Here is a 22,900-nt window from a genome sequence, read left to right as displayed (position 1 = left end):
GTATCGGTGATTTACGGTGACGCTTCGATGCCTTGCGCGCCGTCATGTCCGGGGGGACCCATGCCAGACCAATTCACCACGACCAGCAGCACCTCGTGGTTTTCACGCGTGGGCAGCGCCTTTGGCGGGGTCATCTTCGGCCTCATCCTGATCCTGGGCAGTATCGGTGCCCTGTCCTGGAACGAGGGCCGTGCCATCAAGACCATCAAGGGCCTGAAGGAAGGCGCGCGGCTGGTCGTTGAGGCCCCGATCCGTCCCATTGATGCGGCCAGTGACCAGACGCTGGTCCACGTCAGCGGACCGGTGGTCGTCACCACGCCCCTGACCGACGAGGCTTTTGGCGTGACGGCGACGGGTGTCCGTCTGGTCCGTAATGTCGAGATGTACCAGTGGCAGGAAACGTCCACGAGCGAGACCCGCACCAAGCTGGGCGGCGGCGAAGAGACGGTCACCACCTATAGCTATTCCAAGGACTGGTCCGGGGGCGGCAACGATTCCAGCGCCTTTGCCCAACAGGCCGGCCACGAGAATCCCCCGTTCGACATCGAGGGCGCGACGGTTACGGCCCAGGACGCGACCCTGGGGGACTTCAGGCTGAGCGAGAATGTCATCGACGGTATCGGCGGGGCCACGACCCTGCCGATCACCCCGGCCCAGCGTGAGTCGATCATCATGGCTGTCGGCGATGATCGTCCGGTCCGGATTTCGCAGAACCACATCTATCTGGGTCAGCCGGGGGCACCGGTACAGGTACAGGTGCCGACACCGACACCGGTCCCGGCCCCGGTCGCCAATGACACGGCCACGGCAGGCGGCCCCGTCGCCGCGCCGGCCGCGCCCGTGAGCCAGTCGGCGCTTACGCCACAGGTCGGCGACGTCCGTATCGCCTTCGAACTGACGCCCGCCGCCGTGATCAGTGTGGTCGCCCGCCAGAGCGGTGACGGCTTCCTGCCCTATCGCGCGACCAACGGGGAGGAGATGTTGCTCGTTGACGACGGCAATGTCCCGGCTGCCGACATGTTCGCCGGGGCCCAGACCACCAACCAGATCATCACCTGGCTCATTCGCGTCGCGGGCATCGTGGCCATGATGACGGGCTTCAGCATGCTGTTCGCGCCGCTTGGGGTGCTGGGCGACGTCTTGCCGTTGTTCGGGACCATCATCCGCATGGGCACGGGTCTGGTCGGGTTTGTCCTGGCGATGGTCATCGGCTCGATTACCATCGCCCTGTCGTGGATGGTGTTCCGTCCGCTGGTCGGGATCGGAATTCTGGTCGTCGGCGCGCTGATCGCCTATCTTGTCTTCCGCTTCGGCCACAGGAAGGCCAAGGTCCAGGAGGTCGCATCGGTATGAGCCAGCCCGCGCCCGGTGAGCGCTACACGTCGTTCACCGCCTTCTATCCCTACTATGTGCACCAGCATTCGAACCGGACCTGCCGGCGGATCCACGTGGTGGGCACGGCCCTGGTCATTGCTGTGTTCGTCACGGCCATCGTCACGGCCAATGCCTGGTGGTTGCTGGCCATGCCGCTGGTCGGTTACGGCTTCGCCTGGGTCGGCCATTTCTTCTTCGAGAAGAACCGCCCGGCCACCTTCCAGTATCCGCTGTGGAGCCTGATGGGCGACTGGCGGCTGTTCTTCGAAACGGTCAGCGGCCGGCGGAAATTCTAGTTTGAGGCACTGTCCCAGGCGGGCGGGCAGCCGTCGAAACGGCCGGCCTCGGCGATCGACAGGGTGCGCATGTTCAGGCCCATGGCCGGCTGCATCGAGGCGCGTCCGTGGCCCGTGTACAGGTCGACCTTGGCTCCCTTGATCGCGCCGCCGGTGTCGGAGGCATACCAGTAGCCATCATGGACGGTGCCGTCGGCCAGGCGCAGGCCCACGGTCTCGCGGATGAACAGCCGGGTGCGGCGCGGAATGACGCGCGGATCGACGGCCACGGTGCGCATCGGGATCGGGCGGCAGCCGAGGGAATCGTTGCCCGTCGCCCCGCCACCACCGGCATGATAGAGCCGCGCCGAGGCGCGCCAGTCGGGGTCACCGGCCATCAGCTCGATCTGTTCGGCGTCCAGTTCGACGCCGGACGTCGTTTCCGCTGCCGCCGCTTCCGCGGCGACCACTGATTCATAGGGAGCCGGTTCGCCCGAGACGGGGAACATCAGCGCCAGGATCAGGGCGAAGGCAGCGGCAGTTTCCGGCATGAGCCGACTCACGAGAACTTCGGCGACCGGCACCGACGCGGTGCTTTTCAATGCGAATTGTGGCAAATCCCGGACAAGGCCGTCGGCCGAGACAGTCTGTCCACAGCGGAGCCTGACCGATGCGTGACCATCCCTGTGTCCCCCTGAGCGGCTATGTGGCGATGGACGACGCCACCAGTCTGGCGCGGGTCTCGGCCTTTCGCGCCCTGATGGCGGCACGGCGCACGGTGCGCGACTTCTCCGACCGGCCGGTGCCGCGGGCCGTGGTCGAACAGGCCCTGCTGACCGCCGGCTCGGCTCCGTCGGGGGCCAATCACCAGCCGTGGTTCTTCAGCGTCATCGACAGTCCCGAAGCCCGGGCCCGGATCCGCGCCGCGGCCGAGGCCGAGGAGCGGGAATTCTATAACGACAAGGCCCCGCAGGAATGGCTGGACGCCCTGGCCCCGCTGGGCACCGATCCGGACAAGGGCTTCCTCGAGGTCGCCCCGGTGCTGATCGCCATCTTCGGCCAGAAGCGCGGCGGGCCCAGGCCGGGCGACGACAGGAAGAACTACTATGTCACCGAGAGCGTCGGCATCGCCACCGGCCTGCTGATCGCCGCCCTGCACGAGGCCGGTCTGGCGACCCTGACCCATACCCCGGCCCCGATGAGCTTCCTGGCCGGGATCTGCGGCCGCCCGGCCGGGGACAAGCCCTTCCTGCTGCTGGTGGCGGGCCATCCGGCGGCTGATGCCACCGTGCCGGTCGCGGCCCTGGACAAGAAGCCGCTGGAGGCGATCGCGGCCTGGATCTGAGTCCCTAGCGCTGCTCGGGCCGGCCGCCCGGGGCCCACTCGGGGACGAAGTCGCTGGAGGCCAGCCAGCGCAGCGGCTCCACCAGGGACTGGATCGCCCGGGTCATGAAGGGGATGTCCAGATTGGCGTTGGTGTCCTCGACCGAATGATAGGTCGGGGTCACGGCCCAGCCCGAGATGGTGTGCGCGACCACGCCGCGCAGGGCCAGCTGGTAGTTGTCGGACCGTTCGAAGAAATTCTGCTCGGGATAGAGGTCCGGCGCGATCAATGCCCCCTGGTCGCGCAGGGCCGCGCCGAAATTGGAGCGGTCGAAGCCGGTCATCATCATCACCCCGGCCGGCATCCGCGGGTCCTGGGCTCCGATCATCTCGATCGCCAGATTGGCGACGATCTCGCTCAGGGGCACGGGGGGATGATCGCCGAACCAGCTCGACCCGAGACCCCCGATCTCCTCGCTGCCATAGGCAACGAACAGGATGCCGCGCCGGTGCGGTTCACCGGAGGACAGGGCGCGGGCCAGTTCCAGCACGGCGGTGGTGCCCGAGGCGTCGTCATTGGCCCCGTGCATGATGGTGCCGTCGGCCCGGACGCCCAGGTGATCCAGATGGGCAGCGATCAGGATGACCCCGGCGTCGGGATCCGTACCGGGCAGCCAGCCGACGGCATTGGTGGTCACGGTCTCCTCGACCTGCGCCGGGCCCGGCTCCCAGACCGCGCCGGTGCCGGCCATGGCGGTCATCCGGTCGTAGATGGCGGCGGGGACCACCACCAGGGTGCGGGAGGAGCGCGGCTCGGCACCGGCCAGGGCAAAGCCCGGCCGACCGGGCGATGCCCGGGACACGGCCTCGCCCAGGGTCGCGGTCTCACGCAGGATCACCAGTCGGCTGCCCTTGCCGAAGGCGGCATTGATCCAGCTGCCGACGGCCGGACCTTCGGGCGGGGCGATCATCACGATCCCGGCTGTCGGCAGGGCGGCGGGATCATCGCCGGTGGCCACCTCGACCCGGTCGCGCATCGCCGTGGCACCGCCCGACAGCAGACCCAGTCCGTCCCGTTGCGACAAGGTCACGCCGCCGATGCTGAGGCTGGCATTGCCCGACGGCGTAGTGCGGATGACGGCGGCGGTCTGGGTAAAGCCGTCCATGCCGGGGGCCGGCTGCAGGCCGAAGCCCTGGAACTGGGCCGCGACATAGGCGGCGGCCACGGTCTCGTCATGGGTGGCGCTGCCGCGACCGCGCAGGGCATCGCCGGCGAGGAAGGCCTGATGGGCCGCGACCCAGGCCGGATCGACGGTGATCGGGGCCGTCTGGGCCCGGGCCGGGGCGGCGACCAGCGCCAGGGCAGCAGCGGCGATTATGAGGCGGCGCGGGAACATGGCAATCTCCGGGATGTCCGCCGATCCCTCGCCCGCGTGACCGCCCGACGTCAAGCTGCGACAACAATCCGCTGGACGGGACGGCGGCGCGGATTTACCCCGACCGCAGTCGTCCTGACCGGAGCCTTCCGATGAAGCGTATTGCCCTCGCCCTGTCCGCCCTGACCCTGGGCGCCGCCATCGTGGCGACGCCCGCCATGGTTTCGGCCTGGGGCAGCAGCGGCCACCGGATGGTCGGTATGGCCGCCGTGCGCGCCCTGCCGGCCGAACTGCCCGCCTTCCTGCGCACGCCCGGGGCCGTGGCCGAGGTCGGCGAGCTGTCGCGCGAGCCGGACCGCACCAAGGGCGGCGGCCAGCCCCATGACCGCGAACGCGACACCGCCCATTTCGTCGACATGGATGAGGCCGGCCATGTGATGGACGGACGCGGGCCGTCGATCGATGCCCTGCCGGTCCTGAAATCCGAATATGACGCGGTCCTGATCGCCGCCGGTCATGACGTCAATGACGCGGGCTATCTGCCCTATGCCATCTGGGACGGCTATCAGCAGCTGGTGCGCGACTTCGCCACCTGGCGGGTGCTGAACGCGGCCGAGGCCCGTGAACAGGATCCGGCCCGGCGCGCCTGGTACCGGGCCGACCGGCTGCGGCGCGAAGCGCTGATCCTGCGCGATCTGGGCTATCTGTCCCACTATGTCGGCGACGGGGCGCAGCCGCTGCACACCTCGATCCACTACAATGGCTGGGGCCGCTATCCGAACCCCGAGGGCTTCACCGACTCGCGCCAGACCCACGGCACCTTCGAGGGGGCCTTCGTGCGTCGCACCGTGCGCTTCGACGCGGTCGAGGCGGCCATGGCCGCGCCGCGACTGGACGATGCCGACCTGCGTCAGCGCGTGCCCGCCTATCTGAAAACCTCGCTGGCCGAGGTCATCCCCTTCTACCGGCTGGAGAAGGCCGGGGCCTTCGTCGACAGCGACGCGCGCGGCGGGGCCTTCGCCACCGCGCGGCTGGCGGCGGGCGCGGCCGAGCTGCGTGACCTGACCGTCCTGGCCTGGCGCGACGCCGCCGATGACTCGATCGGCTGGCCCACGGTCAAGGTGGCCGAGGTCGAGGCCGGCACGGCCGATCCGTGGCTGTCGATGATCGGCGAGGACTGATCCGGCGGCGCAGGTTTGCCGACCCTTCCCCCGAAATGGGCGAAGGGCTAGTCAGGCCCCATGTCCGATCCCCTTCCCCCCGTCGTCATCCTCGACAAGTCGCAGATGGCCGAGAACATCGGCGCGGTGGCGCGGGTTATGGCCAATTTCGGCCTGACCGACCTGCGTCTGGTCCAGCCGCGTGACGGCTGGCCGCAGGAACGGGCCTGGGCCATGGCCTCGGGGGCCGACTGGGTGCTGGACGGCATCAAGGTCTTCGACAGCGTGGCCGGGGCCGTGGCCGACCTGAATACCGTCTATGCCGCCACGGCCCGGTCGCGCGGCACCCGCCAGCCGGTGCGCACCCCGCGCGAGACGGCCCGGGTGCTGTACGACGACCGCGCCTCGGGCCTGGGCATCGGCCTGTTGTTCGGCGGCGAGCGGGCCGGGCTGGAGACCAGCGACATCGCCCTGTGCCAGGGCATTGTCACCATCCCGATCGATCCGCGCCACCAGAGTCTGAATCTGGCCCAGGCCGTGGCCATCAATGCCTATGAGTGGCGCACCCTGATCCTCGATGCCCCGCCGCCGCGCTTCCGCGAGGGCGAGCCCCCGGCCACCGGCGAAACCCTGCTGGGGATGTACGAACATCTGGAGCGGGAGCTGGACGCCGGCGGCTTCTTCCACCCGCCGGAGAAACGGCCGTCGATGGTGCAGAACCTGCGCGTCATGCTGGGTCGTGCCAGCTTTACGGATCAGGAGGCGGCGACCTTCCGCGGCGTGATCACCGCCCTGTCGAAGGGCCGCGGCCGGGTGCTGGCCAAGCTGGCGGCGAAGAAGGCGGAGACCCCCTAAATCTGTTCATCCCCGCGAAGGCGGGGACCCAGTGTTTTGGGCGATCCGGCGTTGCCGGTTTCACGCAGACGCTCATCCCTCGCAGTGTGCCTCGCGTAAGGACTGGGTCCCCGCCTTCGCGGGGATGAACGGGATATTGGAACTAGCGGGTCAGAGATTGCACGAAGGCCGGCACCACCTCGGTCGCGGGCCCATAGTGTCCCTCGTCGAACAGGCGCGCGCCCTGGGTCGGTTCAAGGTTGAGCTCCACCGTCCGAGCGCCGGCCTGACGCGCCAACTGCACAAAGCCCGCCGCCGGAAACACCGCGCCCGAGGTCCCGATCGAGACGAACAGGTCGCAGCGGTCCAGGGCCGTCTCGATCCGGTCCATCTGCAGCGGCATTTCGCCGAACCAGACGATGTGCGGGCGCAACCGACCCTGGGGGTGATGCGGTGACGGCTCGTCGGCGGCCAGATCGCCGGGCCAGTCGCAGACCCGGCCGGTAACGGTACAGGCCGCCTTCAGCAGTTCGCCGTGCATATGGATCAGACCGAACCCCGGCCGGGGCGGGATCGCGGCATGGGCCCGGTCATGCAGGTCGTCGACATTCTGGGTGACCAGCAGGATCGCGCCGTCCCAGCGCGCGGCCAGATCGGCCAGGGCCTGATGGGCGGCGTTCGGGTGCACGGTCGGCAACTGGCGGCGGCGGTCGTTGTAGAAGGCCTGGACCCGGGCCGGGTCGCGGGCGAACCCCTCGGGCGTGGCCACGTCCGCGATCCGGTGCCCCATCCACAGGCCGTCGTCGGCGCGGAAGGTCGGCACGCCGGACTCGGCCGAGATGCCCGCGCCGGTCAGGATGACGAGATTTCTGTGACCCATGCGGTTTCATAGCATCCCGGGTCTGGCCTAGAAGAGCGGGAACGCCAGAGGAGCCCGCCCATGAAAACCCGCGCCGCCGTCGCCTTCGAGGCCAAACGTCCGCTGGAAATTGTCGAGGTCGATCTGGAGGGGCCGCGCGCCGGGGAGGTGCTGGTCCAGATCATGGCCACCGGCATCTGCCACACCGACGCCTATACGCTGGACGGGCTGGACTCGGAGGGGATCTTCCCGAGCATCCTCGGTCACGAGGGCGCGGGGGTGGTGGTCGAGGTCGGACCGGGTGTGACCTCGGTCGAGGTCGGCGATCATGTGATCCCGCTGTACACGCCGGAATGCCGCCAGTGTAAGTCCTGCCTCAGCCGCAAGACCAACCTCTGCACTGCCATCCGCGGCACGCAGGGCAAGGGGCTGATGCCCGACGGCACCAGCCGGTTCAGCTACAAGGGCCAGGCGATCCACCACTATATGGGCTGTTCGACCTTCTCGAACTTCACCGTCCTGCCCGAGATCGCGGTGGCGAAGATCCGCAAGGACGCGCCGTTCGACAAGGCCTGCTACGTCGGCTGCGGCGTGACCACGGGCGTGGGCGCGGTGGTCAATACGGCGAAGGTGGAGCCGGGGGCCAACTGCGTGGTGTTCGGTCTGGGTGGGATCGGCCTGAATGTGCTGCAGGGGCTGAAGATGGTCGGGGCCGACATGATCATCGGCGTCGACGTCAATCCGGACAAGGAGGCGTGGGGCCGCAAATTCGGCATGACCCATTTCGTCAATCCGAAAGAGGTCAGCGACGTGGTCGCCCATCTGGTCGAGCTGACCGGCGGCGGGGCCGACTACACCTTCGACTGCACCGGCAACACCACGGTGATGCGCCAGGCGCTGGAGGCCTGCCACCGCGGCTGGGGCGAGAGCATCGTCATCGGCGTGGCCGAGGCCGGCAAGGAGATTTCGACCCGCCCGTTCCAGCTGGTGACCGGCCGCGTCTGGCGCGGCTCGGCCTTCGGCGGCGCGCGCGGGCGGACGGATACGCCGAAGATCGTCGACTGGTATATGGACGGCAAGATCGAGATCGATCCGATGATCACCCACACGATGCCGCTGGAAGACATCAACAAGGCCTTCGACCTGATGCATGCGGGCGAGAGCATCCGCAGCGTGGTGGTGTTCTGAGGCTTGCCTTGTCGAGTTCGTTGTTTAAAAAAACTACCCTGAAACAGAGGGAAGGAAAGCCATGTTCACCCACGTGACCGTCGGCGCGAATGACATCGAGGCGTCGCGCCAATTCTATGATGCGGCGCTCGGCGCGCTGGGCATCGACCCGGCCAGTGGCCCGGACCCGAAGGGCCGCTACTGGTGGCGGACGCCGCGCGGGGCCTTTGCCGTCGGCAAGCCGATCGACGGGGAACCCGCCTGCCACGCCAATGGCGGCACCATCGGCTTCGCCGCCGCGGACCTTGAGGCGGTCGCCGCCTTCCAGGCCGCCGGGATCGCCGCCGGCGGCACGGCCATTGAGGACCCGCCCGGCCCGCGCGTGGGCCCGTTCGGCACCCTGAACCTCGCCTATCTGCGCGACCCGTCCGGCAACAAGATCTGCGCCCTGCACCGGGTGGGGTGACCTGTAAAACCCCTCTCCCATGGGGAGAGGGGCAGGGGTGAGGGGGTACGGTGCGACCCCGGTCCCATCGTAAGCCCTCACCCTCCCACCGCTGCGCGGCGGGCCCCCCCCTCTCCCGCCGGGAGAGGGGACAAGGATCGATCGATGCAAACTACCAAGACCCACATCGTCCATGGCGGCACTCTGCGCTATCTGACGCACGACAGCGCCGTGACCGGCACGGCCATGACCCTGTCGGTGTTCGTGCCGCCGGGGGCGGGGCCGTTTCCAGTGCTGATCTGGCTGTCGGGCCTGACCTGCACCGAGGACAATTTCACCACCAAGGCCGGGGCCTATCGCGCGGCGGCCGAGCACGGTCTGATCATCGTCGCCCCCGATACCTCGCCGCGCGGTGAGGGGGTGGCCGACGACCCGGCCTATGACCTGGGGCAGGGGGCCGGCTTCTATGTCGACGCGACCGAGACGCCGTGGGCGGAGCATTTCCGCATGGAATCCTATGTCACCGGCGAGTTGATCGGGCTGATCGACGCGGCGTTCCCGACCACGAAGGTGCGCGGGATCAGCGGCCATTCGATGGGCGGGCACGGGGCCCTGACCCTGGCGCTGCGGCATCCGCACCTGTTCCGGTCGGTGTCGGCCTTCGCGCCGATCGCCTCGCCGACGCGGTGCCCGTGGGGCGAAAAGGCCTTCACCGCCTATCTGGGTCCGGACCGGACCGTGTGGGACGCCCATGACGCGGCGCGCCTGATCGAGGCCGGGGTGGGCGAGGGCTGTTTTGACGACATCCTGATCGACCAGGGCGACGCCGATCCGTTTCTGGTCGAGCAATTGCAGCCGGAGCTGCTACAGGCGGCGGCAGACGCGGTCGGCCAGACCCTGACCCTGCGGATGCAGCCCGGCTACGACCATTCCTATTTCTTCATGGCCAGCTTCATCGCCGACCATGTGGCGTTTCACGCCCGGCGGCTGGAGGCCGCCCGCTGATGACCACCACCCCCGAAGCGGCCCCCGACTACACCCCGATGTTCTCGGCCCTGTGCGTGGAGCTGGGCCTGTGCCTGCATCCCAGGGCCGAGGTGAAGGTCATCGCCGCCCTGCCCAACGGGCTGGACGCGGCGGTCAAGGCGGTGCTGGAGGCCGAGGGCATCGACATGGCCTCGTCGCCGGGCGAGCTGCGCCGTCAGGTGCGCGCCTGTCTGAAGGCCAATCTGCCGCAGGCCTGAACCGGTCCGGCCGGGGCAATTCCGGAACGAATCTACCCGTCCCGCCTTGGGTTTGGCCGGAGGCCTTCCTAGATGAGGCGTCCCCCGTCCGGATCTTCAAGGAGCCTTTTCATGGCCTTCACCCTGCCCCCGCTGCCCTATGCCTATGACGCGCTGGAGCCCGTGATCGACAAGGAGACCCTCCATATCCATCACGACAAACACCATCAGGCCTATACCGACAACCTGAACAAGGCCGTGGACGCCGAGCCCGGGGCCCAGGGCAAGACGATGGAAGAACTGTTCGCCATCATCTCGACCCTGCCCAAGGCCATCCGCAACCACGGCGGCGGCTACTGGAACCACAATTTCTACTGGGACGGCATGGCCCCGACCGCCGAGGCCGGCGCGCCGTCGGCCGCGCTGGCCACCGCCATCGACCGCGACCTGGGCGGCATGGACGCCTTCAAGGCCGCCTTCGAAAGCGCCGGCGCGACCCAGTTCGGCTCGGGCTGGGCCTGGCTGATCGTGCAGGACGGCAAGCTGAAGATCATCAACACGCCGAACCAGGACAATTCGCTGATGGACATCGCGCCGGACAAGGGCACGCCCCTGCTGGTCAATGATGTCTGGGAACACGCCTATTATCTGAAATACCAGAACCGCCGGCCCGAATTCCTCAAGGCCTTCTGGACCGTGGTGAACTGGAACACGGTCAACGCGCGCTTCGCCGCCGCCTGATCCCGCGTGGCCGGACCGTCGGAAAAATTTCACCTTCCGACGGTCTGGTGCCCCCGGCGCACCGCCCTATCTCAGCGTCACCGCAGATCCTCCCGCAGTCGGACTTCGCCCATGACCTTCAATGCCAAACTCGCCACCGCGAGCCTGATCCTCGCCGCCGTTCTGGCCGGTTGCTCGCCGGCCGGAGACAGCAAGTCCGATGCGGCCGCGACCGCCGCGCCGAGCGTCCCGGCCGTCGCTGACATTTACAATTTCCGGATCGGTGCCCTCGAGGCGGTGGCGCTGAAGGACGGAGAGCTGGACGTCCGCAACGACAACCAGACCTTCGGCATGGGACACACGCCGGAAGATGTGTCGGCTGTCCTGACCGCCGCCGCCCTGCCGGCCGATCCGATCCATCTGTTCATCGACCCGCTTCTGGTGCGCGACGGCGACCATACGGTGCTGATCGACACCGGGGCGGGCGGGGCCATGGGCACCGAAGGCAAGCTGCTGCAGTCCCTGGCCTCGGCCGGGGTCGAGCCGGGCCAGGTCACCGACATCCTGATCTCGCACGGCCACGGTGACCATGTCGGGGGTCTGGTCGACGTCGCCGGGGCGCTGCGCTTCCCCGCGGCCACGATCCGTATCAGCGCCGCGGAATGGACGGCCCTGAAGGGGGACCCGGCCATGGCGCCCCTGGTCCGGGCCATCACGCCCCGGGTCAAGACCTTCACCCCGGGCGAGGTCGTGGCTCCGAACATCACGGCCGTGGACATCCCCGGTCACACCGCGGGCCATACCGGGTTCGAGATCGCCTCCGGCGACGAGCGGCTGCTCTATATCGGCGACGCCATGCATCATTCGGTGATTTCGGTGCAGCGTCCCGAATGGCCGATTGCCTTCGACGGGGACTCCACGATCGCCATCGCCAGCCGCCAGGCCCTGCTGCAGCGGGCGGCGTCGCAGAACCTGCGTCTGTATGCCGTCCACTTCCCCTTCCCGGGCCTGGGCCACATCAAGCGCGAGGGCGACGGCTTCATCTGGGTGCCGGAAGCCTGACTCCGGCTTGACCCGGGGCGGCCGGACCGGCATAAGCCCCGCTTTCCCGCGCCGGACCCCGTCCTGCGCGCGAATTGACTACGGACGATGCGTGGACCGCCGTTGAGATCGTGCTTCCAATCTCGGAAGCGCCGGGCCGCATCATGTTGATGAGAACACTATGTCCAAGCGCCACAGCGCCAAATACAAGATCGACCGTGCCATGGGTGAAAACCTGTGGGGTCGCGCCAAGTCTCCGGTCAACAAGCGCGCCTACGGTCCCGGCCAGCACGGCCAGCGTCGCAAGCAGAAGGTTTCGGACTTCGGTCTGCAGCTGAAGGCGAAGCAGAAGCTGAAAGGCTACTACGCCAACCTGACCGAGAAGCAGTTCCGCAAGACCTATGACGAAGCCGCCCGCCGGAAGGGTAACACCGCCGAGACCCTGATCGGTCTGCTGGAGGCCCGTCTGGACGCCACCGTCTATCGCGCCAAATTCGTCCCGACCCCGTGGGCTGCGCGCCAGTTCGTCAACCACGGTCACGTCACGGTCAACGGCAAGAAGGTCAACATCGCCTCCTACAGCCTGAAGATCGGCGACGTCGTCGAGGTCAAGGAAAAGTCGCGCAACATGGCGCTGGTGCTTGAAGCCCAGCAGTCGTCGGAGCGGGACGTGCCGGATTACATCGAGCTGGGCGACCGTGGCTTCTCGGCCCGCGTCGTGCGCGTGCCGGAGCTGGCCGACGTGCCGTTCCCGGTCAAGATGGAACCCAACATGGTCGTCGAATACTACTCTTCGTAAGTTCGGCTGCCGCGCGGTCCGCCGTGCAGAGACTTCAAAGGCCCCGGAGCGATCCGGGGCCTTTTCTCATTGCGGTCGTTTCCGTCTGGTCCGGATATGGGGATCATCCGGCGGGGCGGTCAGTTTACGGATGCGCCCGGGCGCGAATTGAGCGATGACGCAAGGGAAGCTTGTAATGAGGATGGGCATGGGCGCGCGGGAGATCAGGAAGCTGCTGGCGCTGACGGCGACCGGCGCGCTGCTGACCGGCTGTGCCAGTATCCAGTCCATGCTGCCCGGTGGCGGGCCCGGCCCGGCCGCCGTCTCGGTGCCCGGCACCCAGGAGTCGGTCCAGGCCGCGGCCATCGGCCAGGGTCAGGCGGTGTTCTGGGTCGGGTCCAACGGCTGCACCACCCGTGACGATCTGATGCCCGTGGTCAGCCAGTATCGCGGTGCCGCCACCATCACCCTGTGGCGCGTCAGCGAGGACGACTGTGACGCGCCGGTCCCCGGCGGGGTTGAGGTGCGCTGGACCTTCGAGGAGATGGGCCTGCCGCCCGGAACCGACGTCCGGGTCGGCAACTCCTACGAGCGGCCGCCGACCTGAGTCGACCCGTGCGCCAGACCGTAACCCGGCCAGGCCTTGTCTGATGCCCGGGCATAGGGATCGGGCAGCTGTTCGGGCTCGCCCAGGGCGACGGCGGCGTGATGCGCCCAGTGCGGATCGTCGAGCGCGGCCCGGGCGATGGCCACCAGATCGGCCTGACCTGAGGTGATCACCGCCTCGGCCTGCTGCGGCGTCACGATCATGCCCACGGCCATCACCGTCGTCTCCGGCACCGCCACCTTGACGGCCTCGGCGAAGGGCAGCTGGTAACCGGGTTGATCACCGGGAATCTGCGCGCTGGCGACATTGCCGCCGCTGGACAGGTGCAGATAGTCATAGCCCATGGCGGTAAGCCGCTGGCTGAAGGCCTGAACCTCCTCGAGGGCCACGCCGCCCTCGACCCAGTCGGAGCCGTTGAAGCGCGCGCCCAGGGCCCTGGTGCGCGGCCAGGCCTGGCGCAGGGCCTCGGCCACCCGCAGCGGGAACCGCATCCGGTTCTCGGCCGAGCCGCCAAAGGCGTCCGTGCGGTGGTTCGACAGGGGCGACAGGAATTCACTGAGCAGATAGCCATGGGCCGCGTGCAGCTCGACCAGGTCGAAGCCGGCGCGGTCGGCGCGACCGGCGGCCTGGACGAAGGCGTCGACGATCCGGTCCATTCCGGCCTCATCCAGTTCCGTCGGTGTATGCCAGTCCTCGCGGAAGGCGACGGCTGACGGGGCCACCGTCGGCCAGGCCCCTTCGGCGGCGGTCAGGGCCCGGCCGCGGTCGACCCAGGGCGGGGTGGTCGAGGCCTTGCGTCCGGCATGGGCCAGCTGGATGCCGATCGGGGTGTCGGCATAGGTGCGGATGTCGGCCAGCAGGCCGGCGAAGGCGGCCTCCTGAACATCGTTCCAGAGCCCGGTGTCGCCCGGGGTAATGCGGCCCGCGGCCTCGACCCCGGTGGCCTCGACGATCACCGCCGCCGCGCCCGAAATCGCCAGTCGGCCCAGATGCTGCCAGTGCCAGGGTTGGGGCACGCCGTCGATCGCCGAATACTGGCACATCGGGGCGATGACGATCCGGTTGGCGAGGGGCAGGGGGCCGAGGGCGTAGGGCGAGAACAGCGGACTCATGGGCAGATCCTTCGGCGGGGCGGAACCGCATCTATGCCGGTTGCGATTTGGATCAAGATCAGCCTGTCCAATTATTCACGTGTCATCCCGCTGGCGCGAAGGCATCAAAGGCTACGCTTTTGCCATTCTGGAGCCACCGCCATGTTGCGTCTCATCCTCGCCCTCGCCATCACAGCCCCGCTGCTTTCGGGCTGCATCATCATCGCCACCGACAAGCCGGTCACCCGCGTCGTCCAGACCGCGCCCGCCGACGTTCCGGAATGAGGCGGGCCCTTGTCGCGGCGGCGGCCTGTCTGCCGCTGCTGACCGGTTGCGTCATCTATGCCGACGACTCCGGCGAGACCACGATGGTGCGGATGGAATCCGGCACCGCGATCACCACCACCGGCCCCGCCGAAACCCTGCGGGCGGTCCGTTTCGCCGACGGCCGTCTGATCGCGCAGGTCGAGTCCAACGGCTGCACCACGGCCGCCGACTTCGCCGTCTCGGTCGCCGAGGGCACGCCGGTCGACATCACCCTGACCCGCACCCGTCCGGACCCGTGCAAGGCCATCGTGCCCGACGGCGTCGAGCTGAGCTGGACCTATGCGGAACTGGGGCTGACCTCCGGCGAGGCGGCGCACGTCGCCAATCCGCTGCGGCTGTAGTCGCGGACGCGTTTACCGAAAGTCCGGTCCGGATGCGGTCGCGTCCGGGACGGTTCCGTCCTGACGCCGTTCGAAGGTGGGCAGCATTTCGGCCGGAATCCGGGTCGGCCGCAGGGTCGCGGCCTCGACCAGGCACCATTCCGACACGCCCTGGGCGCACAGCCGGCCCTCGCCGTCCTCGATCCGCACATAGCGGTTGAAGCGCGGGCCCTGGGGGTCACCGACCCAGGTCCGGGCCGTGGCCGTGGAGTCGGGCAGCAGGCCGCGCAGATAGTCGATCTCGTGGCGCAGGGCGACCCAGGACCAGCGTGCCCGATCGGCGGCCGGGAAGCGGGCGTTCCAGTGGGCCATGCCCGCATCCTGCAGCCAGCCGACATAGACGACATTGTTCACATGGCCGTTGTCGTCGATGTGCTCGGGCCGGATGTCCAGCGGGATGGTGAAGATCTCGCGATCGGCGCGCGGCGCGAGCGGCGCGCGGGCCATCAGGCTTCGCCCAGGGGGACGCCCTTCTCGGTCATCAGGGTCATCAGTTCGCCGGCTTCGAACATCTCGCGCACAATGTCCGAACCGCCGACGAACTCGCCCTTCACATACAGCTGGGGAATGGTCGGCCAGTCGGTGAAGGCCTTGATGCCGTCGCGCAGTCCGGCGTCCTGCAGCACATCGACGCCGACGAAGGGCGCACCCAGGTGGTCGAGGATCTGCACCGCCAGCGAGGAGAAGCCGCAGCGCGGCGCGTCGGGCGTGCCCTTCATGAACAGCACCACGTCATGTTCGGCCACCGTCCCCGCGATGAAGGCGTGGATCGGGTCGGTCGGGGTCGCGGTCGTTTGATCAGTCACGGAATGGCCTTTCACTGAGGCCCGTCAGCTAGGGATGCCGGACCCGGGGGTCAAGGGCAGTGGCCGACGGTCGTGCGATCGTGACCGGCGCGGCGGCGGCGATTCAGGCGGCGGCGGAGCCGGCACCGGCGACCCGCGCCATCTCGATCTGGGCGGCCAGGCCGGGCGGCATGTCGCGTTCGGGCACCAGGGCCAGGGCGTTCAGCCGTTCGGCGTCATTGGCCTGGATCAGGATGCTGCAGATCGACGGATCGGTCAGCCCATGGGCCAGGCAGATGGCCTCGGCGCTCCAGTTGGGGGTGCGGTGCAGGAAGGCGAAGGTTCCGGCTCCGGCCAGCGGATCCTGTTTGGAGCGTCCGCCACCGCCAAGGCCGAACAGGCCCTTCCTGACCGGCTGGTCCAGGGTGGCCGCCTTCTTTTCCGTGTCCAGTTCCGAGGGGAAATAGCCGTAGGCGAAGATGGCCATGTCGCGCTCGCGCGCGGCCCGAACGCGGGAGCGAACCTGCCAGCCCGAATTCAGGTGGAACGGGGTGACCAGCACGTCGAACGCCCCGGTCGAGACATAGGCGTCCATCACCTCGCCGTCCCCGGCCACGCCCAGCAGCCGCACCCGGTTGGTGGCGCGCAGGGCCTTCAGGGCGTTCAGCGAGCTCTGCGGCAGTTCGTCGTCGGCCGGTTCTTCCAGCAGCACCATGTCGATCCAGCCCAGGCGGGATACGTTCAGGGCGCGGTCGATCGAGGCGGTCATGCCTTCGGCGGTGAAGTCGCGGTCCGAACCGCGGCGTCCGTCGCCCCGGCCCAGGGCCAGGCTGACGGTCACCAGCTTGCGGTCGATGTGTTGCAGGGCCTGGCCGACGACCTCGGCCAGGACCGGGTCGGCTGTCTCGAGGCGATAGCTGTTGATGCCCGCTTCCAGCGCCGCATAGATCAGATCACAGGCGGCCGCCGGGCCCCGCGCGATATTGTCACGGCCGAGGCTGAGGGTCAGGGCCGAGACCGCGGCCCCGGTCGGTCCGAAGGGGCGGTACCGCATCAGGCGTCTCCGGCCGCGGGTGCGGCTGTTTCGAGCGCCAGCGCATGCAGTTCGCCGCCCATCTTGCCCTTGAGCGCGGCATAGACCAGCTGGTGCTGGCGCACGCGGGGCAGTCCGGCGAAGGCGGTCGAGACGATACGGGCGCGATAATGGTCCCCGTCACCGGCCAGATCGTCGATGACGATCTCGGCGCCGGGAAAGGCTTCGGCCAGATGCGCGTGCAGGCTTTCGACGGGCATGGGCATGGTGGGCTTGGGCTCCGGAGCGTTCGCGCAGGATGATGAACCGAAAACCTTAATGCGGCGCTACGTCGACCCTCGGGTCGCGCGCCGGTCCAGCAGCTGGACGGTTCCCCCCTTGTAGGCCCCCTCGGCATAGGGGCGGTAGCCGACGCGCGCCGCCAGCCGGTGCGAGGCCGCATTGTCCGGCGAGATCATGCAGACGGTGCGCGGGGCGTTCAGTTCGTCATCGACCCAGGCCAGGGCGGCCGTCAGGGCCTCGGCCGCATAGCCCTGACCCTGGAAGGCCGGGGCGACCCCCCAGCCCAGTTCGGGCGCATCAAAGGGCGGGTCCAGGTCCCGATGATAGTCGAGCACGCCGACGCTGCCGACATAGGCCCCGCCGTCCCGGAGCCGGACGGACCAGTTGCCGTAGCCCTTGGCCTGCCAGTGTCCCAGGTCGCGCAGCAGGCGGAACCAGACATCCTCGGCCGAAAGCCCCTGGCCCATGATGTACTGGGTGAAGGTCGGGTTGGCCCACAGCGCGCACAGGTCGTCGTAGTCGGACACGGCGACCGGGCTCAGGATCAGGCGTTCGGTGGTCAGGACGGTCATGGGGCGGTGGCTCGGGACTGGACGGACGGCGGACGGCGGACGGCACGCCCGTCAGGCGAATGCGGGAAGTCTTTCCTCGGCCAGTTTCTCAACCATTGCGGACCGGGAAATGCCCAGACGGCCCGCTGTCGCGTCGATCTCCGCGAGGATGCCGGAATCGAGCGACAGATTGGCCTTCACCGTCCGTCCAAGTTTGCGGACAAGGGTTACGTTGCCAAGCGTAGCACCGGTCGCAAAATCCTCAGCAAACTGCGCATCGGCCCGGATCGCGTCGGGCGAGCGGGGTTCGGGAATCACCTTGCCCCGGGCGCTGGCGATTTCAGCCCACTGGCGCAGGGATTCCACGGCGTTGTTGAGCGCTTCATCGATCGTTTTTCCCATGGCGGTGCAGCCTGGAAGGTCTGGAAAGATGACGCCGTAGTTCCCTGCGTTTCCATCGATCAAAACTGTATATCGGCTCATGAATGGGTCTCTGATGACCGGAAAATCCGGTCTTCCCGTGATGTGATTCAATGGCGACGGGCTACCAGCCCGCTACCCTCGCAATGGCCCGGGCGACGCCCGGTGACAGGTCCCTGTGCCGTGGCACGATCACCGGATAATCGAAGTCCGGATGGGTATAGGCATCATGTTTCTTGCCGCCTTCGTGGGTCCACCCTTCTTTCGACAGACGCCGAACGATCCTGGCGCGGTTGACTTCCAGCATTGAGACGAGCGCCTCTTAATGCGCATAAATATGCGCCCAAAAATCCCGAGAGTCTACATTATTGGCGTACTTTCGTGCGCATGAGTGTTGAGGGTGCCGCTCACATCAACCCCAGCTGTTTGAAGCTGGCCACGCCGTCGCGGCCGACGACCAGATGGTCGTGGACCTCCAGGCCGAGAACCCGGGCAGCCTCGACGACCTGGCGGGTCATCTCGATATCGGCCCGCGACGGGGTCGGGTCGCCCGACGGATGGTTGTGCACGAGGATCATGGCCCTGGCCGACAGTTCCAGAGCCCGGCGCACCACTTCGCGGGGATAGGCCGGGGCGTGATCGACCGTGCCCCGATTCTGGAGTTCGTCGAGGATCAGCTGGTTGCGGTTGTCCAGATACAGGACCCGGAACTGTTCGCGCGGCTCGTGCTGCAGGGCCAGGCGGACATAGGCCAGCAGCGCGGTCCAGGACGAGATCACCGGCCGTTTCGCCGGTTCTTCGCGGGCGATGCGACGGGTCACCTCGTGCAGGGCGGTCAGGTCGAGGGCGGTCTCGACCCCGAGGCCGGTGCCCTTGCCGCGACTGTCCTCGATCTTGACGGTGACGATGGCCTCGACCGGGGCGGCCAGCACCGCCGCCAGGGAACCGAACCGGGCCAGCAGGGCCTTGGCGATCGGCTTGACGTCGCCGCGCGGCAGGCTGCGGAACAGGAACAGCTCCAGCAGCTCATAGTCGGGCAGGGCGGTCAGTCCGGCGTCGCGGGCGCGCTGACGCAGACGTTCGCGGTGGCCGGTATGGTGGGGTTTTCGTGCGCGCGCGGACCGGGCCACCGCATCGGGGCCCCGCGGGGAAGCGATCGGAAAGGGCAGCACGCTGGACATGGCGGCCTCCGGCTCAATGGCCGGAACGATGTCAGAACAGAAGGCGAACGTCCAGCCGGATCAGTCGAATTTGGGTCGGAAGATACCCATGGGACTGGCGCTGAAGATCTCCAGTCCGGTCTCGGTGACGCCGATGCTGTGCTCGCACTGGGACGACAGCGACTTGTCGCGGGTCACGGCGGTCCAGCCGTCGGACAGGACCTTCACCGCCGGCTTGCCCAGGTTCACCATCGGCTCGATGGTGAAGAACATGCCCGGCTTCAGCGTCGCGCCCTCGCCCTTGCGGCCATAGTGCAGGACGTTGGGATTGTCGTGGAACACCCGGCCGATGCCGTGACCGCAGAAGTCGCGGACCACGCTCATCCGGGCGGCCTCGACGTGGCGCTGGATCGCATAGCCGATGTCGCCGAAGGTATTGCCCGGCTTGACCTGGGCCAGACCCAGTTCGATGCCCTCATAGGTGACGTCGATCAGCTTGCGGGCGCGGGCGTTGATCTCGCCGACCGGATACATGCGGCTGGAATCGCCGTGCCAGCCGTCGACGATGACGGTGTGATCGATGTTGACGATGTCGCCGTCCTTCAGGACCTTGTCACCGGGAATGCCGTGGCAGACGACGTGGTTGATCGAGGTGCAGACGGTCTTCGTATAGCCCTTGTAGCCGAGGCAGGCGGGCAGGGCCCCGTGGTCGAGGGTGAACTCGCGGATCCGGTCGTCGATCTCGCCGGTGGTGACGCCGGGCTGGACGAAGGGCGTGATCATGTCGAGCGCCTCGGCGACCAGACGCCCGGCCTTGCGCATACCCTCGAACCCTTCCTCATCGTGGAGGCGGATGGTGCTGGAGCGCAGATAGGCGTCGGGATCAAGATCGGGCGTTTCGTACATCATCGGGTCTCGGGAAGGGGGCAGGGCAGGAGCATACCGGCGGGTGGTCTCTCAAATTGGAGCCTAGCACGGAACGCCGGTCTTTTTCGAGGCGGGGCCCAAAGGGCGTGTCCCAGAGATGGGATTGGATGACGGATGCGGCAAGGGCGGCTAGGGATCGGTCATGACCCTTCCAGCCCCCACCGCCGCCGTCCTGATCATCGGGGACGAGATCCTGTCCGGCCGCACCCGCGACACCAACCTGAACACCATCGCCCGCTTTCTGGCGGCGCTGGGCATCGACCTGCTGGAGGCGCGCACGGTCGGCGACCGGGCGGACCAGATCATCGAGGCCCTGAACGCCCTGCGCGCCGGGCACGACTATGTCTTCACCACCGGCGGTATCGGCCCGACCCATGATGACATCACCGCCGACTGCGTGGCCCGGGCCTTCGGCGTGGCCCTGCCGGAACATCCGGAGGCGGTCGCCATCCTGGAGCGGCGCTATGGCGCAGCGGACTTCAATGCGGCGCGGCGGCGCATGGCGCGGATCCCCGAAGGCGGGACGCTGATCGCCAATCCGGTCACCGACGCGCCCGGCTTCCAGATCGGCAATGTCTTCGTGATGGCCGGGGTGCCCAGGATCATGACCGCCATGCTTGAGGACGTGGCCCCGCGCCTGCGCACCGGGGCCGTGGTCCATGTCCGCACCCTGAAGGTCAGTGGCGTCGGCGAGGGCGATATCGCCGAGATCCTGACCGCCGCCTCCCTGGCGACGCGCGCGGTCAGTTTCGGCAGCTATCCGTTCGGCCACGGATCGGTCGGCGAGGTCGGCACCAATCTGGTGATCCGCGGACGTGACGAAGCCGCCGTGGATGCGGCGGCTTCGGGTCTTCTGGCGGATCTGACGGCGGCGGGTATTACCGCCGCCGCCTGAACCGATTTCTAGGCGCGGGCGACGTAGCCCTTGCCGCCGTTGGACGGGCGGCGGCTGCGCGGACGACGCTTCAGTTCACCCTCGGGCTTGGCGGCCACGGCGGCGCGCGGGTCGTTGTTGCCGGTCGAGCGGGGACGCTCGCGCGCCATCGGATCAAAGGCCGGACGCTCTGGGGCAGGACGGGCGTCGCGGCCCGGGGCCGGCTTGCGCTGGCGATGCGGCTGGCCGCCACCCTCGGGCTTGACGCCGTCGCGGTGCGGATTGCGGCCACGGCCACGGCCCTCGCCACGCGGACGATCCTCGCGGTCGGGCATGGTCGCCTTGGTGCCGACGCCGGCGGCCATGATCGACTGGTCCAGCAGGCCCAGCGACTTGTCGTTGCGACGGTCGGTGGCCGGGATCTTCTGGCGCGTGACCTTCTCGATGTCGCGCAGCAGCTTCATCTCGTCACCGGCGACGAAGCTGATGGCCGAGCCGTCAGCCCCGGCACGGGCCGTCCGGCCGATGCGGTGGACATAGGCTTCCGGCACGAAGGGCAGTTCGAAATTCACGACGTGCGAGACGCCGTCGACGTCGATGCCGCGGGCGGCGATGTCGGTGGCGACCAGCACGCGCAGCTTGCCGGCCTTGAAGGCCGCCAGGGTGCGTTCACGTTGCGGCTGGCTCTTGTTGCCGTGGATGGCCCCGGCCTGGACGCCGCCGGCTTCCAGATAGGCGGCGACCTTGTCGGCCCCGTGCTTGGTCTTGGTGAAGACCAGGCAGCGCGTATAGTTGTCGTCGGCGAACATCTCGGTCAGCAGGGCGCGCTTGCGGCCCTGTTCGACGTGGATGACCGACTGGTTGATGCGCTGCACCGTGGTGGCCTGGGGCGTCACCGACACCTTGACCGGATCCTTGAGCAGCTCACCGGCCAGCTTGCCGATCTCGTTCGGCATGGTGGCCGAGAAGAACAGGTTCTGGCGCTTGGTCGGGATGCGGCTGACGATCTGGCGGATCGGCTTGACGAAGCCGAGGTCCAGCATCTGGTCGGCCTCGTCGAGCACGAAGATCTCGGTCGAGGACAGGTCCAGGGTCTTCTGCTGCATATGGTCCAGCAGACGGCCGGGGGTGGCGACCAGCACGTCGAGACCGGCCTGGATGGCGCGTTCCTGCGGGCCGTATTTCACGCCGCCGAACACGACGGCGACCTTGAAGCCCAGATGCTTGCCATAGCTCTTGAAGCTCTCGGCGATCTGGCTGGCCAGTTCACGCGTCGGCGACAGGATCAGGCAGCGCGTGGTGCGCGGCAGCGGGGCGACGCGGTTCTCGGCCAGGCGATGCAGGATCGGCAGGGCGAAGGCAGCCGTCTTGCCGGTGCCGGTCTGGGCGATGCCCAGCAGGTCCTTGCCCAGCATGACGTCGGGAATGGCCTGGGCCTGGATCGGGGTGGGGGTGACATAGCCCTCGGTTGCCAGCGCCTGGAGCAGCGCCTTGTTGAGGCCGAAGGATTCAAATGTAGGGGTGGTCAAAATGGTTTCTTTCGCGTGCGGCGACGCGCAACAGCCATGGCTCAACGCCGAAAAGGCCGCGCACCGCCAGTCCCGAACGAGCCTCTGGATGAGGCCGGCGGGGTGGATCGGGCGCCGCCCCGCGTGTCCGGGCAGCGAATGAATCTTGAGGGCCGGCCGCTGCTACAGTCAGGTCTTCGTAAGGGAAGAAGACCCACACGCGCTGGAGCGCACCGGTAATCGCAATTGTGCGACGCAGCGCAAATGGCCCACGACTGCGGCGAAGTCAAGGCGGAGGGGGGCCCAAGCGCCGGGGCGATCAACATCAGTCGTGCAGGACAAGGCGGACGAACCCGGTCTAGAACAGAAGGACACGGGAT

30 protein-coding genes are annotated in these 22,900 nt (G+C 68.1%); 16 read left to right on the top strand and 14 right to left on the bottom strand.

The features are described from left to right. Window positions 1-60: 60 nt before the first annotated feature. Window positions 61-1,353 (top strand): TMEM43 family protein, encoded by a 1,293-nt coding sequence (locus tag PSV00_RS13970; RefSeq protein WP_300448333.1) that lies wholly within the window; start codon window positions 61-63, stop codon window positions 1,351-1,353. Beyond that, window positions 1,350-1,670 carry an Mpo1-like protein gene (locus tag PSV00_RS13965; RefSeq protein ID WP_300448331.1) on the top strand — a complete coding sequence of 107 codons (321 nt, stop codon included), beginning with the start codon at window positions 1,350-1,352 and terminating at the stop codon, window positions 1,668-1,670. The genes PSV00_RS13970 and PSV00_RS13965 overlap by 4 nt, the downstream gene beginning before the upstream one ends. Here PSV00_RS13965 and PSV00_RS13960 read toward each other — a convergent pair. Then, complete coding sequence (locus PSV00_RS13960) at window positions 1,667-2,200, bottom strand: 3D domain-containing protein (protein WP_300448329.1); 534 nt, start codon at window positions 2,198-2,200, stop codon at window positions 1,667-1,669. The two genes, PSV00_RS13965 and PSV00_RS13960, sit on opposite strands and share 4 nt — an antisense overlap. Before the next feature lie 119 nt (window positions 2,201-2,319). Here PSV00_RS13960 and PSV00_RS13955 point away from each other — a divergent pair, with 119 nt between their 5' ends. After that, a complete protein-coding gene (locus PSV00_RS13955; RefSeq protein ID WP_300448327.1) occupies window positions 2,320-2,994 on the top strand; it encodes a nitroreductase family protein in 675 nt (224 codons plus the stop codon). 4 nt (window positions 2,995-2,998) lie between these two features. On the opposite strand, the gene PSV00_RS13950 is transcribed toward PSV00_RS13955, so the two are convergent. Then, the gene (locus tag PSV00_RS13950) at window positions 2,999-4,369 is read right to left on the bottom strand and encodes a M28 family peptidase (protein ID WP_300448325.1); all 1,371 of its coding nucleotides are present in this window, start codon (window positions 4,367-4,369) and stop codon (window positions 2,999-3,001) included. A gap of 131 nt (window positions 4,370-4,500) precedes the next feature. On the opposite strand from PSV00_RS13950, the gene PSV00_RS13945 reads away from it, so the two are divergent. Together PSV00_RS13945 and PSV00_RS13940 are read left to right on the top strand one after the other, a co-directional pair. After that, window positions 4,501-5,529, top strand: a complete 1,029-nt coding sequence (locus PSV00_RS13945; RefSeq protein WP_300448323.1) for a S1/P1 Nuclease — start codon at window positions 4,501-4,503, stop codon at window positions 5,527-5,529. Window positions 5,530-5,589: 60 nt separating this feature from the next. Next, the gene (locus PSV00_RS13940; RefSeq protein ID WP_300448321.1) at window positions 5,590-6,363 is read left to right on the top strand and encodes an RNA methyltransferase; all 774 of its coding nucleotides are present in this window, start codon (window positions 5,590-5,592) and stop codon (window positions 6,361-6,363) included. Between the two features lie 142 nt (window positions 6,364-6,505). Here the strand turns inward: PSV00_RS13940 and PSV00_RS13935 are convergent, their stop codons facing one another. Further along, entirely contained in the window at window positions 6,506-7,222 is a 717-nt protein-coding gene (locus tag PSV00_RS13935) for an NAD-dependent deacylase (protein ID WP_300448319.1), read from the bottom strand. A gap of 60 nt (window positions 7,223-7,282) precedes the next feature. On the opposite strand from PSV00_RS13935, the gene PSV00_RS13930 reads away from it, so the two are divergent. The 8 genes from PSV00_RS13930 (at window position 7,283) to PSV00_RS13895 (ending at window position 13,182) form a co-directional block, all read left to right on the top strand. Then, window positions 7,283-8,389, top strand: coding sequence for an S-(hydroxymethyl)glutathione dehydrogenase/class III alcohol dehydrogenase (locus tag PSV00_RS13930; RefSeq protein ID WP_300448317.1), 1,107 nt, complete (start codon window positions 7,283-7,285; stop codon window positions 8,387-8,389). A 61-nt stretch (window positions 8,390-8,450) separates the two neighbouring features. Further along, window positions 8,451-8,834: a VOC family protein gene (locus tag PSV00_RS13925; RefSeq protein WP_300448315.1), complete on the top strand. Its 384-nt coding sequence runs from the start codon at window positions 8,451-8,453 to the stop codon at window positions 8,832-8,834. 144 nt (window positions 8,835-8,978) lie between these two features. Beyond that, window positions 8,979-9,818 carry an S-formylglutathione hydrolase gene (fghA, locus tag PSV00_RS13920; protein ID WP_300448313.1) on the top strand — a complete coding sequence of 280 codons (840 nt, stop codon included), beginning with the start codon at window positions 8,979-8,981 and terminating at the stop codon, window positions 9,816-9,818. Further along, window positions 9,818-10,057 (top strand): hypothetical protein, encoded by a 240-nt coding sequence (locus PSV00_RS13915; protein WP_300448311.1) that lies wholly within the window; start codon window positions 9,818-9,820, stop codon window positions 10,055-10,057. Before fghA ends, PSV00_RS13915 begins: the two co-directional genes overlap by 1 nt. A gap of 111 nt (window positions 10,058-10,168) precedes the next feature. Further along, entirely contained in the window at window positions 10,169-10,777 is a 609-nt protein-coding gene (locus tag PSV00_RS13910) for a superoxide dismutase (RefSeq protein ID WP_300448309.1), read from the top strand. 111 nt (window positions 10,778-10,888) lie between these two features. Further along, window positions 10,889-11,818 carry an MBL fold metallo-hydrolase gene (locus PSV00_RS13905; protein ID WP_300448308.1) on the top strand — a complete coding sequence of 310 codons (930 nt, stop codon included), beginning with the start codon at window positions 10,889-10,891 and terminating at the stop codon, window positions 11,816-11,818. A 160-nt stretch (window positions 11,819-11,978) separates the two neighbouring features. Continuing rightward, a complete protein-coding gene (gene rpsD / locus PSV00_RS13900) occupies window positions 11,979-12,596 on the top strand; it encodes a 30S ribosomal protein S4 (RefSeq protein ID WP_300448306.1) in 618 nt (205 codons plus the stop codon). A gap of 175 nt (window positions 12,597-12,771) precedes the next feature. Beyond that, window positions 12,772-13,182 (top strand): hypothetical protein, encoded by a 411-nt coding sequence (locus PSV00_RS13895; RefSeq protein WP_300448304.1) that lies wholly within the window; start codon window positions 12,772-12,774, stop codon window positions 13,180-13,182. Here PSV00_RS13895 and PSV00_RS13890 read toward each other — a convergent pair. Then, complete coding sequence (locus PSV00_RS13890; protein ID WP_300448303.1) at window positions 13,161-14,294, bottom strand: NADH:flavin oxidoreductase/NADH oxidase; 1,134 nt, start codon at window positions 14,292-14,294, stop codon at window positions 13,161-13,163. The genes PSV00_RS13895 and PSV00_RS13890 overlap by 22 nt on opposite strands. A 141-nt stretch (window positions 14,295-14,435) precedes the next feature. Here PSV00_RS13890 and PSV00_RS13885 point away from each other — a divergent pair, with 141 nt between their 5' ends. Further along, on the top strand, window positions 14,436-14,558 hold the full coding sequence (locus tag PSV00_RS13885) for a hypothetical protein (RefSeq protein WP_300448301.1): 123 nt from the start codon (window positions 14,436-14,438) through the stop codon (window positions 14,556-14,558). Continuing rightward, window positions 14,555-14,941, top strand: coding sequence for a hypothetical protein (locus tag PSV00_RS13880; RefSeq protein ID WP_300448300.1), 387 nt, complete (start codon window positions 14,555-14,557; stop codon window positions 14,939-14,941). Before PSV00_RS13885 ends, PSV00_RS13880 begins: the two co-directional genes overlap by 4 nt. Window positions 14,942-14,953: 12 nt before the next feature. Here the strand turns inward: PSV00_RS13880 and PSV00_RS13875 are convergent, their stop codons facing one another. The 9 genes from PSV00_RS13875 to map form a co-directional block, all read right to left on the bottom strand. Further along, window positions 14,954-15,427, bottom strand: a complete 474-nt coding sequence (locus PSV00_RS13875) for a thioesterase family protein (RefSeq protein WP_300448298.1) — start codon at window positions 15,425-15,427, stop codon at window positions 14,954-14,956. After that, the gene (gene grxD, locus PSV00_RS13870; protein ID WP_300448969.1) at window positions 15,427-15,750 is read right to left on the bottom strand and encodes a Grx4 family monothiol glutaredoxin; all 324 of its coding nucleotides are present in this window, start codon (window positions 15,748-15,750) and stop codon (window positions 15,427-15,429) included. Before grxD ends, PSV00_RS13875 begins: the two co-directional genes overlap by 1 nt. 139 nt (window positions 15,751-15,889) lie before the next feature. After that, the gene (locus PSV00_RS13865; RefSeq protein WP_300448297.1) at window positions 15,890-16,819 is read right to left on the bottom strand and encodes an oxidoreductase; all 930 of its coding nucleotides are present in this window, start codon (window positions 16,817-16,819) and stop codon (window positions 15,890-15,892) included. Beyond that, window positions 16,819-17,064, bottom strand: coding sequence for a BolA family transcriptional regulator (locus tag PSV00_RS13860; RefSeq protein ID WP_300448296.1), 246 nt, complete (start codon window positions 17,062-17,064; stop codon window positions 16,819-16,821). Before PSV00_RS13860 ends, PSV00_RS13865 begins: the two co-directional genes overlap by 1 nt. Window positions 17,065-17,124: 60 nt before the next feature. Continuing rightward, window positions 17,125-17,652 carry a GNAT family N-acetyltransferase gene (locus tag PSV00_RS13855; RefSeq protein ID WP_300448294.1) on the bottom strand — a complete coding sequence of 176 codons (528 nt, stop codon included), beginning with the start codon at window positions 17,650-17,652 and terminating at the stop codon, window positions 17,125-17,127. Between the two features lie 51 nt (window positions 17,653-17,703). Further along, window positions 17,704-18,114, bottom strand: coding sequence for a type II toxin-antitoxin system HicB family antitoxin (locus PSV00_RS13850; protein WP_300448292.1), 411 nt, complete (start codon window positions 18,112-18,114; stop codon window positions 17,704-17,706). A gap of 61 nt (window positions 18,115-18,175) precedes the next feature. Then, window positions 18,176-18,358, bottom strand: a complete 183-nt coding sequence (locus PSV00_RS13845) for a type II toxin-antitoxin system HicA family toxin (protein WP_300448290.1) — start codon at window positions 18,356-18,358, stop codon at window positions 18,176-18,178. A 100-nt stretch (window positions 18,359-18,458) separates the two neighbouring features. Continuing rightward, window positions 18,459-19,232, bottom strand: a complete 774-nt coding sequence (gene radC, locus PSV00_RS13840) for a DNA repair protein RadC (protein ID WP_300448288.1) — start codon at window positions 19,230-19,232, stop codon at window positions 18,459-18,461. Between the two features lie 60 nt (window positions 19,233-19,292). Then, on the bottom strand, window positions 19,293-20,117 hold the full coding sequence (map, locus tag PSV00_RS13835; RefSeq protein ID WP_300448967.1) for a type I methionyl aminopeptidase: 825 nt from the start codon (window positions 20,115-20,117) through the stop codon (window positions 19,293-19,295). A gap of 163 nt (window positions 20,118-20,280) precedes the next feature. Between map and PSV00_RS13830 the strand changes: the two genes are divergently transcribed. Further along, window positions 20,281-21,033: a competence/damage-inducible protein A gene (locus tag PSV00_RS13830; protein WP_300448286.1), complete on the top strand. Its 753-nt coding sequence runs from the start codon at window positions 20,281-20,283 to the stop codon at window positions 21,031-21,033. An 8-nt stretch (window positions 21,034-21,041) separates the two neighbouring features. Here the strand turns inward: PSV00_RS13830 and PSV00_RS13825 are convergent, their stop codons facing one another. Next, a complete protein-coding gene (locus PSV00_RS13825) occupies window positions 21,042-22,541 on the bottom strand; it encodes a DEAD/DEAH box helicase (protein WP_300448285.1) in 1,500 nt (499 codons plus the stop codon). Between the last annotated feature and the right edge of the window lie 359 nt (window positions 22,542-22,900).

This window comes from Brevundimonas sp. (assembly GCF_029945885.1).
Taxonomy (GTDB): domain Bacteria; phylum Pseudomonadota; class Alphaproteobacteria; order Caulobacterales; family Caulobacteraceae; genus Brevundimonas.
This window is presented reverse-complemented; position numbering and strand designations above follow the sequence as displayed.